Source organism: Gorillibacterium massiliense (assembly GCF_000455485.1).
In the GTDB taxonomy this organism is placed as follows: domain Bacteria; phylum Bacillota; class Bacilli; order Paenibacillales; family NBRC-103111; genus Gorillibacterium; species Gorillibacterium massiliense.
Genome location: NZ_CBQR020000100.1, coordinates 37,985 through 52,248 on the forward strand (window position 1 = coordinate 37,985; position 14,264 = coordinate 52,248).

Genomic DNA, 14,264 nt, shown 5'->3' on the forward strand with positions numbered 1-14,264 from the left:
GATTTCCATTTTAGTAGGAACCGCGAATATGCTCCTTTACCTGTTCCTGATAGTAAGCCCGCAGCCGCTCCAGTTCCTCTGGATTAAAGGGTTTGGTTGTGGCTGCGCCCAAGTTGTCTTCCACCTGTTTCACATTTTTAAAGCCGGGAATCACACAGGTGATGTTGGGATCATCGAGAATCCAGCGCATCGCTGCTTGCGCCATGCTGCCTCGGCCTTCCGCGATCCACGACAGGCCCTGTGCCAGCTCCACACCCTTCGCAAAAGGCAAACCGGCGAAGGTCTCGCCTACATTGAATTGTTCGCCATTGGCATTGAAGTTCCGATGGTCGCTGGACTCGAAAGTGCTCATCTTCGTAAACTTGCCCGTGAGCAGACCGCTGGCCAGCGGCAGCCGCACCAATATCCCCGCCCCGGCCCTTTTGGTCTCAGGGAACAACTCCTCCGCGGGTTTTTGCCGGAACAGGTTGAAGATCACCTGCAGTGCTTTGACCCCAGGCGCTTTCAGGCTAATCAAACCTTCCTCGACGGATTCGACGCTGACGCCGTAATGGCGGATTTTGCCCTCCTGCTGCAGCTTGTCCAGCACTTCAAATACCGCGCCATCCTTCAGCACCGAAAGAGGCGGACAATGAATCTGGTAAAGATCGATTCTCTCCCGTTTGAGCCGCTTCAGGCTGTTTTCGCAATATTGACGCACCGTTTCCGCCGAGTAATTGGCAGGGTCATGAATATCCCCGGACCGGCAAAACTTGGTCGCGATATGAATCTCATCCTCTTTCCCTTTGGTGGCTTTCGCCAACAGTTCTTCGGCGTGGCCGGAGCCGTACACATCGGCGGTGTCGAAGAAGTTAACCCCCGCGTCCATCGCTGCCGCTAGCCCATCCAGCCCTTCCGTATCGCGAGTTTGCCCCCAATCGCCGCCGATGGCCCACGTTCCGAAGCTGATCTCGCTAACGGTAAGCTCTGTATCTCCCAACTGCCGATAGTTCATGTTGTGCATCTCCTTTGAATGATCTTTTGGTTTATCGCCCTGCTCGAGGCATGCGTGCATTTTCCGTCCTTCGTTATCGACGCCTTAGTCCAGTCCGGCTGAGCCAACGACGGTGGCGACTTCGGCGGGACGGCGGGTAAAAGACCCCTTTTCCCAGTCTCTGCGGACCTGCATATACTGTCCTTTTTCCATGTCATAGTAGATGTTGAGGAAAGAAGCGTCGCCTACCTTGCGATACCGGATAAACGGCCGGGAATCGGCCGAATAGATATCCCGCTCGATGAGCTTAAACCCGTCCCGCTCCACGGTAAAGATCGCGTACATGCTGCCGTTGCTTCCCGACCACTGGCCGACGGCGAAATCCGGCTGTCCGTCCCCGTTATAATCGTCAAAAGGCAGCGGAAGGACCGGCTGTTTGCGGAAACTTATATCCTGACCGAATGCGTTGCTAAGGGAGATGCGGCCTAACTCCTTACCTTCCGCGCCGGTTAACACCGCATCGAAATGACCGTGGCGAAAAGTGCCTTCAAAAGGCCCCGGCTCCGTGTCCGTCACTTCCTTGCCCGCGGTAAACCAGATGCGGACGGTCTCCGCTTTGCCGTCCCCGTCGGCATCGGCTTGTCCCTCAGCGATGACAAGAGGGGCTGCAAGCTCCACCGTAACGGGAGTGGCGACGGTCATAAGCGTCGAATCGAGCTGAACGGATGCCGACGCGGTTGGCGAAGCGGTTGAACCCGCTAACGTAGGAGCTGCCGTCTTCAAGTTAGCTGCCACAGCCGTCGCTTCTGCAACCGCCGTGTCCTCCGGTGTGCTTGTCTGCGCTCCAGTCAAGCTTTCCACCCGATCGCCGGTTCCTCCTCCACATGCGGTTAATGCCATAAACAATCCTGCCGCTCCCAGAATGACAGCTGCGTTAATCTTCCGTTTCCGCAAGACATATCTCTCCTTAGGCTTGCCTTCTCCCTTCAAAAGTAGCCTGCCGGTCGGCTGCTGTCAAGATTAACCGGCGGCCTCCAGCCATGGAAAAACACCGACGTTACTCGTTACTCCCCCTATCTCTCTTTCATTGGTGCACCCGCAGAATGTCTTGCTATAATGGAAAATACGACAGACATCAGGCAAGGAGCAGCGAACATGGCATTCGGCATTTCACGGGAAGAATTGAATGAGTGGAAGCGCAGGGTTGAAGCAGGCGAAATCGCCTACTTAACCCACTACTGGATCGAACCGCGTTTTCCCGGCATTACGACCGTTACAAAAGTAGGCTGCAGCCGGTTGGAAAAGCTGTCCGCATGGTGCATCGACAACGGGCTTCCGCCCCGCTATATCCATCGGCGCTCGCCTTTCCCCCATTTCGATCTCATCGGGCCGAAGCAAGGGGAGATCTTGCGGCGGGAAGGGCTATGGGAACAGGTGGAACGCTTTGGCATCCAGTAGATAAATCCAACGCAGGGCTAATAAAAGCGTCCAATCCTCGATTGGGCGCTTTACGCATCTCCTCGTTTATTCTCGGTTTCGCCATTGCTTTTTCGGTTCTCCCGGCATACACTTAGCTTAAACTGAATGGCATTCAGTTTTATAATTGTGAAATGGAGCCGATGCCCATGTTCGACAGCTTTGGAGAGCAATTGCGTCTCACCGTAACCCAATCCGTGCGGCTATTGAAACAGACTCCCTACTCTGCCGCCGCTCTGGCCCGAATCGCCGCTCACGGCAAAAAAGCTGCCTCCGAACGGGCCCGACATCTGGAAGAGGGAGTGCAAGTCCCCCCCATCCTCATCCTGAGCACCACCGCAGCCTGCAACCTCAACTGCGCGGGCTGTTATTCGCGGCAAACGGCACATATGCCGGGCACCGATCTTCCGCCAGATGCCATACACCGGCTGGTGGATGAGGCGGCAGAAATCGGTGTCGCCGTTCTCATGCTCGCCGGTGGAGAGCCGCTGCTTGCGCCGGAATGGCTGCATGCGGCTGCACGCCATCCCGGCCTGCTAACGCTGCTCTTCACCAACGGCACCCTTCTGGACGACGCCCGCGCCCGCTGGCTGGCGGAGCACCGCCATATTCTGCCGGTATTCAGCCTGGAAGGCACCGAGGTTCATACCGATCTGCGCCGGGGCGAAGGGGTTCATGCCGCCGTCCAGGAAGCGATCCTACGGTTGACGCGGTATTCCGTCCCCTTTGGCGTCTCCATCACCACCACCGCCGAAAACCTGGAATTCGTCACGTCCCCGGCTTTTCTGGAGGAAAACTTTCTCTCCGCATGCCGGCTGTTCTTGTACGTGGAATACGTTCCGGCTGCACCGAACACCCTTCACCTCGTCTTGGATAAACAGCAAAAACAGCAGCTCACGGAGCACTGCCGGGCAAATGGCAAGCGATACCCCGCCCTCTTTCTCCCCTTCCCCGGGGACGAAGCTTTGCATGACGGTTGTCTCGCCGCCGGCAGAGGGTTTGTCTATATGAGTCCATCCGGCGATCTGCAGCCCTGCCCGTTCGCTCCTTTTTCCGACCGGAACATAAGCGGCACAAGCCTGCTCACTGCCTTGCGATCGCCGCTGCTCCGCCGCATCCGGGCCCAGCATCACACGCTGCGCGAAGGCGTCGGAGGCTGTGCCCTGCGGTCTAACGCCGACTGGGTCGCCCAAGCGCTTGAAGAGAAAGGAGTGGACAACTAATTAGAACCGCACAACCGGCAAAAGAAACCATCATCCGAATTACCATGGAAATGCTTCAGGAAGGCATGCAGCCGAATGAAATCACAATCAAACAAATCATGGAACGGGCCGATGTTGGAATGGGCACCGTCAACTATCATTTTGGCTCCAAGGAAAATTTGATGAATCTCGTCATCCGCCGTTACATCTCCTCCATTCTGCCGGAGACTCCCAGAATATTCGGGCAGTATGCCGATCTCCCGCCGCTTCAACAATTTCGTGCGGGAGTGAAGGATATCATGACCATCATTGCCCGAGAACCGGAAATTGCCCGGCAGGCGTTCATGCAGGATATGACCGCAGGATTTGAGGGCGATGCCACTTCAGAGACGATTCAGGCGCTCCTCGCTCCCCTTCGTTCTGCGCTGGGTGACGAAGACGAAACCCGGCTTTGGCTGCGGCTTCACCTCCTGGTGGTTGGCTTGGAGGCGACGGTTTTGCGCAGCGAAATAGTGCGTAAAGCCAGCGGCTTGCATTTTGAAGACGACGGGGAGCGCGAAGAGATACTGGACGCCATTCTGGATATGGTTCTCGCCCCAGCTGTTACAAGAAATGTCCATGACGGGCGGAAAGGAGCAGGCAGCGTATGACCCCTTTTACTGAACAAGTCATCCAAATCATCAGAGGGATACCCGCGGGAAAAGTCATGACCTATGGTCAAGTTGCCGCCCTTGCCGGCAGTCCCCGGGGAGCGCGGCAGGTCGTGCGCATCCTCCATTCCATGAGCGAAAAATATGCGCTGCCCTGGCACCGGATCGTAAACGCCAAAGGGCAAATCGCACTTCAGGAGGAAGACGCGGTTTTGACCCAATGCATGCTTTTGGAAAATGATGGATTGGAAATCGGACCTGGCAACCGCATTTCTCTGGAAATCTACCAATACAGACTGGCCGAAGACGCGTTTGACGGCTACAATAGACACTAACCCAAGGAAAACGGATGCGACGCCTCCAAAGGCCGAGCGACGTTTAACGTAGCGTAATCAGGCTTTTATAGTGACAAACTTATACTTTCTAATGAAATGAAAAAGAGAACCGCCGCACACCCTTGTGACGGCCGTATGGGAGAGAGAGCATGTACAAACTTATTGCAATCGACATCGACGATACCTTGATCAACGATGAAAAAGCCGTAACCCCTGCCACGAAAAAAGCGCTGGAGGAAGCCGTCGAAGCTGGCATCATCGTCACCTTGGCGACAGGCCGCGCCTACGCGTCCGCACAAGCCATTGCCCGCCAAATCGGGCTCAATGTTCCGATCATCACCTATCAAGGCGCACTGATCAAAAACTTGCTGGACGAGCAGGTGCTCTACGAGCGCTATGTCCCGAAGGAAGCGGCCGAAAAGCTGCTGCAGTACTGCGTGGAACACGACCTGCATTTGCAAACCTATATCGATGACAAGCTGTATACCCGGGAAGACAACGAAAAAATCGTCGCCTACTGCGCCTTGAACCGGACACCCTACTACATCGAGCCGGACTTTGCCAAAGTCATCGCAAAGCCTACGCCCAAGCTGCTCATCATCGACGAGCCGGCGCTTCTCGACGAAATCGCCCCCATCTTGCGGGAACTACTGGGTCCCAAAGTGCATATCACCAAATCCAAGCCGAACTTCTTGGAGATCATGCACCACGAAGGAACCAAAGGCCATGCTTTGGTCCACTTGGCGCAGCATTTTGGCTGCTCCATGGATGAAACCATCGCCGCCGGGGACTCCTGGAACGATCACGAAATGCTGGAGGCTGCAGGTCTCGGGGTCGCCATGGGCAACGCCATCCCTGCCCTTAAGGAAATCGCCGATTACGTGACGGCGTCAAACAACGAGGACGGCATTAAACAAGTGATCGACAAATTCATCTTCAACCGAGGCGAATAAAAAACAGCTTTCTTTTACAAAAAAAGGATTTCATCCGCATTCATGGAATAAAAATAATTACAACCTGCGTCTATCGGATCTTCTGGTCCAGTGTACACCCCAGACCTTCGTCCAAGTCCGGATATGGGCTTCCGTACGTTCCCCAATGCATGCTTGGAACTTATTCTTGAGTTAGTGCAAGATAAGGAGGGGCTCTGAGATGGCGGATCAAGATCATTCCATATACGTGCTGTTGACCGATACCGGGACATGGTTTACGAAGGTGATCGGCTTATACACGAAAGCCAACTGGAACCATGCTTCCATTGCCTTTGACGCCGAACTGCGTGATGTGTACAGCTTTGGCCGTAAGCACCCCGCCAATCCTTTGAGCGGAGGATTCGTAAAAGAAAACCTCCACACCGGCATCCTGTTTCAAAGTGCCTCCTGCGCCATTTACCGGTGTCCGGTCAGCCAGAGCCAGTACAACCGCATACGGGAATGCATCCGTATGTTCGAACAAAACCGGGACATTTACAAATACAATCTTCTTGGTTTGATCGGTTTGATGCTGAACATTGCGTATGAGCGAAAGAACGCTTTTTTTTGCACCCAATTCGTCGCCATGGTGATGGGCAACAGCGGCATTCCTTTATCCGAAAAACCGTACCCGTTCGTTACTCCGGTGGACATCTTAAACTCAAGAGTGCTGCAGCCTGTCTATCAAGGTTCGCTCCAAACCTACGTAAACAAGGAAGCTGCCGACGTACTTATGTACGGGTAGCTTCTTTTTTTATCTCTATATATAATAGAAAAGACGGACAAGCGTTCGTACGAACGAACCGATTATGGGAGTTACTGGAGGCAACCGATGATCAAACTGGTATCATGGAACGTCAACGGATTACGGGCCTGCGTCAACAAAGGCTTTAACGACTACTTTGCGGAAACGGATGCGGATATATTTTGCGTGCAGGAGACAAAGCTTCAGGAAGGCCAAATCTGCCTGGACCAGGGCGAGGAATCCCGGCAATATTGGAATTATGCCATCAAGAAAGGCTATTCCGGGACCGCCGTGTTTACAAAAATACAGCCCCTCTCTGTGCGGTACGGCATGGAAGAGGATGAAGAGCCCGAAGGCCGCATCATTACGTTGGAATTTGAAAGCTTTTATCTGGTTAATGTTTATACCCCAAACGCCAAGCGAGATCTAGCCCGGTTGCCCTACCGGGTAGAATGGGAGGACCGGTTCCGCAGCTACTTGCTCCAATTGGATGCAAAGAAGCCCGTGATCGCCTGCGGCGATTTGAATGTCGCCCATGAGGAGATCGACATCAAAAACGCCCGCTCCAACCGGGGCAACTCCGGGTTCACCGACGAGGAGCGCGGTAAGATGACTGAGCTGCTGGGTGCCGGTTTCATCGATACGTTCCGCCATTTTTATCCCGAAAAAGACGACGCCTTTACTTGGTGGTCCAACATGCCGGGCGTGCGGGAGAGGAACGTTGGCTGGCGCATCGACTATTTCATCGCCTCTGCCCGTCTAGCTCCCGCACTCCATAGACGCCGGGATTGACAGCAATATTTTGGGGAGCGATCATTGTCCGATTGTGCTGAAGCTAAATGTCGAACGCTGACGTATTTTCCATGTAGATATTGTGAATTTACAATCTTTTAACAATCCCGGTCATGTAAATTAATGAAGCGCCACTAGTCTGTAGGTGGCGCTTCATATTTTTTACATATTGGGGGAGACGGTCTTGACCATCATAAAAAGAATAACCCGCCTTACTCTGACTGGCCGGCTCGTGGCGGGGTTCGCTACGATACTGGCAGTCTTCATCCTTGTCGCTGTCTTCAACCTGCAGCAGATGGAGCAAATTCGCAAGCAGATGGCGATCCAGAATGATACGACCGACTTGAAGCAGACTGCTCTGGCTTTTAAAGTACTCGTACAAGAAATGAAAGATGCTTCATCCGGATACATGATCTCAGGTGATGAAGCTTTCAAAACCAAATTCGAGAAAGATCGGGTGGAGTATAAAGCCATTCTCGACAAGATCAGCAGCCACGCCGTTACGAAGGAGCAATTTCAGGCCCGCAGCCGGATGATCATCGCATCCGACGGATTTCTCGAAACCTACGACCGAGCCGTCAATCTGATGAAACAGAGCAATTACTCCGAAGCCGACTTGAAACAAAACATTCAGTTCATCTACGACGAATCCGACGAGATGAAAACCGATATTTTCAAAGCTGTCGACCAGTTTTATCAAGATTTCAGCAAAGCTCAGGAAGCCGCCGTGGCCAACTCTCTTTCCCGTATGGACCGCACCGTGACTGTGATGACCGTGGCACCTTTCCTTGTTCTTTTGATCAGCATCGCCGTCGCTTTCCTGCTCGCCCGTTCGGTTCTTGTGCCCGTACGTCGCCTGGGAACTGCCGTTCAACAAATTGCGGCAGGGGATTTGAGCCACCGTATCGACTCCAAGGACGAGGATGAACTGGGTAAATTAAGCGGCGGCTTTGATCAAATGGCAGATCGGGTGGAGGCGATGATCGGCGAGGTACGGAGCATTGCCGCCTCCCTCTCGGACTCCTCTTCCTCCTATCGCGAATCTTCCCGGGATACGGCGGACGCCAGCGGGCGAATCGCCAGCACCATTCAAAACGTTTCCGCATCGGCAAACAGCCAGGCAGTTTTGGCGGAACGCAGCGCGGCGCTCCTCACGGATTTGAACGCCGATCTGCAAGGCATCGGTGCCTCTGCCGATGAAATGCAGCTCATGAGCAGTTCAGCTCAGGAAAGCGCAGATCTGTGCGAAGCCTCAGTTCAAGAACTCGGAAAAGCCGCCAGCAAATCGGAGGAATTGATTGAAAAGGCGGTTACGGCCATGCGCCATCTGGCGGCGAGCACTGGAAAGATCGGCTCCATCAACGCGGCGATAGCGGATATATCCTCGCAAACGAGCCTGCTCGCTTTGAATGCCGCCATTGAAGCGGCTACCGCCGGACAATACGGGCTTGGCTTCTCCGTCATCGCCGGTGAAGTACGCAAGCTGTCGGGACAAGCCCATGAATCGGCTAAACAAATCGCCGCTCTTGTACAGGCCCTCGGAGAACAAACCACCGTTGCTGAGCGGGATCTGCTGGAAGCTCGAACCGGCCTCTATGAACAGAACAGCCGGGTCGCCCTGACAAACACCGCCTTCCACGCCATCTCGGAAGCTTTGACGGAGATTGCCACCCACGTGCCAGCCGTACATGGGCGAATCAGCGAAGCCAACCGCAAAAGCACCGGCCTCGCCGAAGCGGTTGAAGAGGTCGCAGCGGCGGCTGAAGAGACGGCTGCTGGCTCCGAGGAAATCACCCACGCCGCCATCCGGCAAAACGAAGCCGTCCAGCAAATCGCCGACGAAGCGGAACATCTGCATGCTCTGTCCGCAAGCCTCTACACCGAGATCGGTAAGTTCCGTACCGCATAGTATCCATCTGCCGCCCTATCTACTGGCCCGTCGAGCCGACTTCCCCGCCTAAAGGGAAAGTCCCGCTTTTGCCTCTAGGCATGAACGGTGCCGAGCATCCCCCTTTCTACATATTCTAGGATTCTAGGAGAATAGAAAGGCGGGAATCGTTTCGTGGTCAACTACCAAAGCCGTACCATAACCAGCAAATGGACCAAAACCGAGTGGCTGCTACAGAACCCTTCGTTAAGCAAATACGTGCCGAAAACAGAGCTTTTTACTAGAGATACGCTGCGCTCCATGCTGGCTGAATACCCTGTCGTTTACTTCAAGCCTACCAATGGTTCGGGGGGACACCGCATCATCCGCATCAAGCGGCTGGCGAAGGGGTATTCGACCCAACACCTGTACACGCTGACACGCCATTCCAATCAGAATAGGCTATTCAATCATCTGGATCGCTTTTCCAAAGGGCAATCCTATTTGCTGCAAGCGGGAATCCAACTGGCTACCTCGGCGGGAAAGCCTTTCGACATCCGCGTCATGGCACAAAAAAACAACGCCGGGACATGGGTAGGCACCGCCATATTCGTGAAGGTCGGAAGACCGGGCAAGGTCGCCACTAATTATCATCAAGGAGGAACGATCGCCCTTCTCCGACCGACGCTGAAGAGCGCCGGATATTCGCAGCAGCAAACCAAATTCACGGAAGACCTCCTGAAGCAACTCGGGGTGGACGTCGGCTACCAATTCGACCTTTTCCGCAAAGGGTTCCGCGAGCTGGGTCTGGACGTAGCCCTTGATTCTACAGGAAAGCCTTGGATCTTGGAGGTCAACACAAGCCCACAAATCTTTCCCTTGAAGGTAAAGCCCTTTAGGCCGATGTACCGAAAAATTCTCTCCTATGCCAAAGATTACGGAAGAACGAAATAGATACGCCTCGCTTCCCGGCCGTTCGGTCGGCCGGGCAATGAGGCAAGGATCATCGGAAACACCAGCGCAAATATAAAAAAAGAAGCTGCCTCAGCGTCAAATGCCCACGCGTGGAACAACCCCTCTGCAACGATATGCCTTACCTGATATGTCTTACCCTTCAAATATCCGCTGACCAATATATTCCCCTTGGCGCAAACCGCCGGGACAAGCGAACATGCCGCTGGCAATATGGGCCGTATATTCGTTGAGTTTATCCTTACTCTGCATCATGCGAAGCATCGGGATGAATTGCTCCTCCGGGTTGCGCTGATAGCTGAGAAACAGCAGCCCCGCGTCCACGTTGCCGGTCCGGAGATCTACGCTTCCCGTATAGGAGTAAGCTCTGCGGTGAATGCGTTGCCCAGTTTGCTTGGCCAAGCTGACATGGGAATCGGCGGGCAGCCGACTCACGTTTACCGGATCAAACTCCCCTGTGGAGCCGTATGCCGCACCTGACTCTTTATAGCGGCCAAAGGTATCTTCTTGATCCGAGTAGGAGGTACGGTCCCACACCTCCAGCAGCATGCGGATCTTTCGGTAAGCAAGGTAGCTTCCTCCGGCCATCCACGCCGGCTCTCCCGCCCCCGTCCATACGACATCCTCATACCCGGATGATGTCTGATGCTCTGCATTGGCCGTGCCATCCTTGAAGCCAAACAAGTTGCGGGGGGTTTTGCCGCTGCCGCCGCTGATAAAACCCTCCTCCATCCACTTCAGTGATGCATAGCCTGTTGACAGCCGGATGAAGTTACGAACGGCATGGAACGCCACCTGCTGGTCCTCGGCGCACACCTGAATGCAGATGTCGCCGCCGGACCGGTCGGCATCCAAAAAATCCTTGGACATCCGAGGGATGTCCTGCAGATAGCGGGCCGCTTGTTTGCCGATACCGAACCGGTCCTTGCCTTCTGATAAGAAGAAAGAAGGTCCGAAACCGAAGGTTGTCGTCAGCTTTGCCGCAGGAAGATCCAGCGTTTCCCCCGTATCGGCGGGAGGCACCAGCCGGTTGCTGCCGGTAATCGCCGTACCGCCGCGGGTCGAAAGATCCGCGAACTTGGTCCATTCCCGCAAAAGCTTGATCACCGATGCCCGGTCGCTTGCGGTTATCCGAAAGCTGGCCAGATACAGATACGTTTGCTGCGGGGTAATGATACCCGCCTGATGAGCGCCATACATCGAAATCGTATCCTCTGATCCGGCAACATCAGCCTGCGCTTTTTTCGCCGGTGTCATCAGCCCGAGGATAGCCCCCGTCCCCGTTGCCCCGATTGCCAATCCAGTCCCTGCCGCAGCCGACAGCTTGAGAAACTCCCGGCGGGAAATCCGGCTGGCCTTACTCGCTTCTTGTTGATTCTCCATTTCCCGCTCCCCTTCCATCTATTAAAAAATACTTGCCGTCTGCGACATCAGATTGGACAATTGCGAGAGCTGCTCGCTGATCTCCCGAATCTGCTCTGTCGTCAGCTTGTCATAAGCGACGTATTTTCCGTTTTCCTGATACTTAAGCAGCGTCTCTTCCATCGTTTGAAACGCCTTGTCGAGCTGTACGCCTAGGTCGGCATTTTTCTCGTTCAGCTCGGGAATAATTGCAAGATAAACCGTTTTGGAGCCATTCACGTTAGCCGCCAAATCCACCAGATCGGTTTTGGAAAAGACCTCTTCTTCACCGGTAATTTTCGAAGTAGCCGCTTCGTTGAGCAGTTCCATGGCTCCCGCCACCATCGTCTTCGGCTCCAGCTTCAAGTCCACAATTTTCTGCTGCAGCTCTTCCGTATCCTTGATCAACTGATCAGCGTATTTTTCCTGACCGGCCAGAGATTTGTCCACCCACAGCGCTTTTTCGATGCGGTGATAACCGGTCCAGTCCGCCTCGTTCTCCATATCCGCCAAACGGGCGTCGATGCGGGGATCGAGGTCGCCGAAGCTCTCGGCAATAGGCTCAATGGTTTCAAAATGAACCCGGGCAACCGTGTAAATTTCCTTCGCCTTCTCGATATCGCCAGCTTTTACGGCAGCGGCGAATGCTTTCGTTTGGACAGCCAACTGCTCGGCCTGCTGATCGACAAAAGCTTTATAGCTGGCCACGGCTTGCAGCATCACATCCGAAGCGCTGGCGCTCGACGGTTTGGCGTTTTGCAGCTTGGTCAGAGCGTCTTGCAGGCTGTCCGCAGTCGTTTTGAGTGCGGCAAAATCCACTTTATCGTAAGCCGAGGCGGAATAGATCGGCATTTCGTATTTTTCCACCTCGGTATACTCCAGCGGAAATGCTTGCCGAACGGCATTTTCATAAGAAAGCCACAGATCGTTGATGGACTTGCCCAACTCTTTAACCGCAGCTCCATCCTCTTTCGCGATGGCGTCCTGAAGCTTTTTCGTCTCTTCTTGCAGCTTGGCGGTCCCTTGCTTGATGGTATCCTGATCGCCCGTTGCCGTTGCGGTCGCCCCCGCCTCCGTCTGCTGCCCCGCCGGAGCGGTTCCGGCAGCTGTTTCACTGCTCTTTTCGCCGCAACCTCCAAGAATGACAACGGACGACAGCGTTAAAGCAATAAAGGATGATGACCATTTCTTGGACATAATCTTCAACATAATCAATGATTCCCCCTAAATTATTGAGTGTTTTGCGACGCTGTTCCCGCGATGCCTCGCGCCACCGTGCGCTTTTTTGCAAGAGGATAAATCAGAACTGCCCCTATGCCAGCCAGCGCTAAAGCAAGCTGCGGAAGGGTGCTATACCAGGATGGATACAGACTGACCGATGCGAAATCGGGCAAATACTCAGAAACTGTGGAAGGCAATATCCCTGCCATTTGCAGGCTATGTATGCCGGAACCCATAAACTTGAAGCAAAGGTAAAACACAATGACACTGGATACCAGGAAGAACGGACGGATAGGCAGCTTCGTACCGGCCTTCACCATCACGAAAGCGCAGACGGCAAGGACCCCAAAGCCTGCCGCAATCCCACCTGCCAGCTCAATGCCCGGCATTTTTCCCGCCATGCCGATGAGAAAAACAACCGTCTCCAGCCCTTCCCGCACAATCGCGAAGTAGGCCAGGATGCCGAGTGAAATCATCTTCCCGCTGGACATGGCATCGCGGCTTTTCGCTGCCAGATAGCGATTCCAGCGCTGCACATCGGAATTGCGGTGCAACCAGTAGCTGATATAAAGCAGCATGCAGCTGGCGAACACCCCCGTCCAGCCGTTAATCAAAGCATTGTTGCGGCCGAAGGCGCTGGCGCTGAAGAGGAACGCCACGAGAAGGCCCGCGCCGATGCAAGTCGCAAGCCCCGCTGCGGAACCGCCAACTACCCAAAGCTTGGCTGACCGGGAATTCGCCTTCTTACCGTACATAAGAAGAGAACCGACCACGAGAACCGCCTCAAGGCCTTCGCGAATGGGAATCAGAGCGGCATCCCACCAGGAATACGTCGCTCCTGCCAAAGGCAGCAGTTCGTTTACCATCCGGTTGGCGACTTGCCCGGCTTTTTGCCAGTCTCCCTCTCCGGACAAATAGGCGTCCAGAAGCACCAGATCGCGTTCCGTATGGTTATATACCGATTGCGACTGGCTAACGACATCGCCTTCCACGGACAGCCATTGCTGCTGCAGCTGTTTGACGGCCTGTTTCGCATCGACGTTCTTGTCCCCGATGAGATCGCCAACATGGCGCAGCTTCAGGATGTATGCATCCAAGGTCATGCGCTGCTTGCCGTCATTGCCGGTGTACGCCCCATCCCGATAATTCATAAGGGAAAACTGCAAAGTCGAAGCCAGCTCCGCTGCCGCCTTGCCATCCTGATTCAAGAGGGCTAAGGACAACCCGGCAATCTGCCGGTCCACCTCAAGGGCCATGTTGAGAGAATCTTGCTTAATGGCCGGCTTGCTTACACTCCACCACTTTTTCACCGAAGCGAAGTCGGAAGAAGCTTCTTCAATATTCCCGGATTCCAGGCGGTTTTGCATCGCTTCCACTTGGACGAGCACCGTACCAATGTCATTTCCGCTGCCTGCTCCTTCAGCCTCTCCGGCAATAGGGCGGCCCCATAAAAGAAGCAGCAACAGAACGCTTATTCCTACAGCCAGTCTCTTGCTCAAGCCTCTCATCCCGTACTGTTGCACCCTTTCCTATTTGAAAATGATTCTCATTATCGTTTTATTATTATAAAAGTCCGCCTATTCCCTGTCAACGCAATTGGCTCTTGTTTTTCTTTTAAATCTCACGCGCATCAATGTTTGAAAAGCTGTCACGAAACTT

The 14,264-nt window shown here is 54.2% G+C and carries 13 protein-coding genes and 1 pseudogene; 9 read left to right on the forward strand and 5 right to left on the reverse strand.

Annotated elements, in window-relative coordinates; genetic code table 11:
- Window positions 1-10: 10 nt before the first annotated feature.
- Both TJ79_RS12195 and TJ79_RS12200 read right to left on the reverse strand, forming a co-directional pair.
- Complete coding sequence (locus tag TJ79_RS12195; RefSeq protein ID WP_040950586.1) at window positions 11-994, reverse strand: aldo/keto reductase; 984 nt, start codon at window positions 992-994, stop codon at window positions 11-13.
- An 84-nt stretch (window positions 995-1,078) separates the two neighbouring features.
- On the reverse strand, window positions 1,079-1,927 hold the full coding sequence (locus TJ79_RS12200) for a hypothetical protein (protein WP_052339531.1): 849 nt from the start codon (window positions 1,925-1,927) through the stop codon (window positions 1,079-1,081).
- Between the two features lie 201 nt (window positions 1,928-2,128).
- Between TJ79_RS12200 and TJ79_RS12205 the strand changes: the two genes are divergently transcribed.
- From TJ79_RS12205 to TJ79_RS12245, 9 genes and pseudogenes are all read left to right on the forward strand, one after another.
- Window positions 2,129-2,431, forward strand: a complete 303-nt coding sequence (locus TJ79_RS12205) for a hypothetical protein (RefSeq protein WP_040950587.1) — start codon at window positions 2,129-2,131, stop codon at window positions 2,429-2,431.
- Window positions 2,432-2,598: 167 nt separating this feature from the next.
- A complete protein-coding gene (locus tag TJ79_RS12210) occupies window positions 2,599-3,672 on the forward strand; it encodes a radical SAM/SPASM domain-containing protein (protein WP_052339532.1) in 1,074 nt (357 codons plus the stop codon).
- A gap of 44 nt (window positions 3,673-3,716) precedes the next feature.
- Window positions 3,717-4,301 carry a TetR/AcrR family transcriptional regulator gene (locus TJ79_RS12215; RefSeq protein WP_040950588.1) on the forward strand — a complete coding sequence of 195 codons (585 nt, stop codon included), beginning with the start codon at window positions 3,717-3,719 and terminating at the stop codon, window positions 4,299-4,301.
- On the forward strand, window positions 4,298-4,636 hold the full coding sequence (locus TJ79_RS12220) for an MGMT family protein (protein ID WP_040950589.1): 339 nt from the start codon (window positions 4,298-4,300) through the stop codon (window positions 4,634-4,636). Before TJ79_RS12215 ends, TJ79_RS12220 begins: the two co-directional genes overlap by 4 nt.
- A gap of 149 nt (window positions 4,637-4,785) precedes the next feature.
- Window positions 4,786-5,589: a Cof-type HAD-IIB family hydrolase gene (locus tag TJ79_RS12225; RefSeq protein ID WP_040950590.1), complete on the forward strand. Its 804-nt coding sequence runs from the start codon at window positions 4,786-4,788 to the stop codon at window positions 5,587-5,589.
- 199 nt (window positions 5,590-5,788) lie between these two features.
- The gene (locus TJ79_RS12230) at window positions 5,789-6,352 is read left to right on the forward strand and encodes a C40 family peptidase (RefSeq protein WP_040950591.1); all 564 of its coding nucleotides are present in this window, start codon (window positions 5,789-5,791) and stop codon (window positions 6,350-6,352) included.
- 90 nt (window positions 6,353-6,442) lie between these two features.
- Window positions 6,443-7,205, forward strand: a pseudogene (locus TJ79_RS12235) (exodeoxyribonuclease III).
- A 123-nt stretch (window positions 7,206-7,328) separates the two neighbouring features.
- On the forward strand, window positions 7,329-9,053 hold the full coding sequence (locus tag TJ79_RS12240) for a methyl-accepting chemotaxis protein (RefSeq protein ID WP_040950592.1): 1,725 nt from the start codon (window positions 7,329-7,331) through the stop codon (window positions 9,051-9,053).
- Between the two features lie 153 nt (window positions 9,054-9,206).
- Complete coding sequence (locus tag TJ79_RS12245) at window positions 9,207-9,965, forward strand: YheC/YheD family protein (RefSeq protein WP_040950593.1); 759 nt, start codon at window positions 9,207-9,209, stop codon at window positions 9,963-9,965.
- Window positions 9,966-10,118: 153 nt separating this feature from the next.
- Here TJ79_RS12245 and efeB read toward each other — a convergent pair whose 3' ends face one another.
- The 3 genes from efeB to TJ79_RS12260 are packed head-to-tail and all read right to left on the reverse strand — an operon-like array spanning window position 10,119 to window position 14,104.
- Complete coding sequence (gene efeB / locus TJ79_RS12250; protein WP_040950594.1) at window positions 10,119-11,366, reverse strand: iron uptake transporter deferrochelatase/peroxidase subunit; 1,248 nt, start codon at window positions 11,364-11,366, stop codon at window positions 10,119-10,121.
- A 21-nt stretch (window positions 11,367-11,387) separates the two neighbouring features.
- Window positions 11,388-12,593, reverse strand: a complete 1,206-nt coding sequence (gene efeO, locus TJ79_RS12255; RefSeq protein WP_040950595.1) for an iron uptake system protein EfeO — start codon at window positions 12,591-12,593, stop codon at window positions 11,388-11,390.
- 20 nt (window positions 12,594-12,613) lie between these two features.
- Window positions 12,614-14,104, reverse strand: coding sequence for an FTR1 family iron permease (locus tag TJ79_RS12260; RefSeq protein ID WP_162162949.1), 1,491 nt, complete (start codon window positions 14,102-14,104; stop codon window positions 12,614-12,616).
- Between the last annotated feature and the right edge of the window lie 160 nt (window positions 14,105-14,264).

Excerpts from the sequence above, each read along its gene's own strand:
- TJ79_RS12195 (WP_040950586.1), bottom strand. The coding sequence starts at position 994 with ATGAACTATCGGCAGTTGGGAGATACAGAGCTTACCGTTAGCGAGATC.
- TJ79_RS12205 (WP_040950587.1), top strand. The coding sequence starts at position 2,129 with ATGGCATTCGGCATTTCACGGGAAGAATTGAATGAGTGGAAGCGCAGG.
- TJ79_RS12210 (WP_052339532.1), top strand. The coding sequence starts at position 2,599 with ATGTTCGACAGCTTTGGAGAGCAATTGCGTCTCACCGTAACCCAATCC.
- TJ79_RS12215 (WP_040950588.1), top strand. The coding sequence starts at position 3,717 with ATGGAAATGCTTCAGGAAGGCATGCAGCCGAATGAAATCACAATCAAA.
- TJ79_RS12220 (WP_040950589.1), top strand. The coding sequence starts at position 4,298 with ATGACCCCTTTTACTGAACAAGTCATCCAAATCATCAGAGGGATACCC.
- TJ79_RS12225 (WP_040950590.1), top strand. The coding sequence starts at position 4,786 with ATGTACAAACTTATTGCAATCGACATCGACGATACCTTGATCAACGAT.
- TJ79_RS12230 (WP_040950591.1), top strand. The coding sequence starts at position 5,789 with ATGGCGGATCAAGATCATTCCATATACGTGCTGTTGACCGATACCGGG.
- efeB (WP_040950594.1), bottom strand. The coding sequence starts at position 11,366 with ATGGAGAATCAACAAGAAGCGAGTAAGGCCAGCCGGATTTCCCGCCGG.
- efeO (WP_040950595.1), bottom strand. The coding sequence starts at position 12,593 with ATGTTGAAGATTATGTCCAAGAAATGGTCATCATCCTTTATTGCTTTA.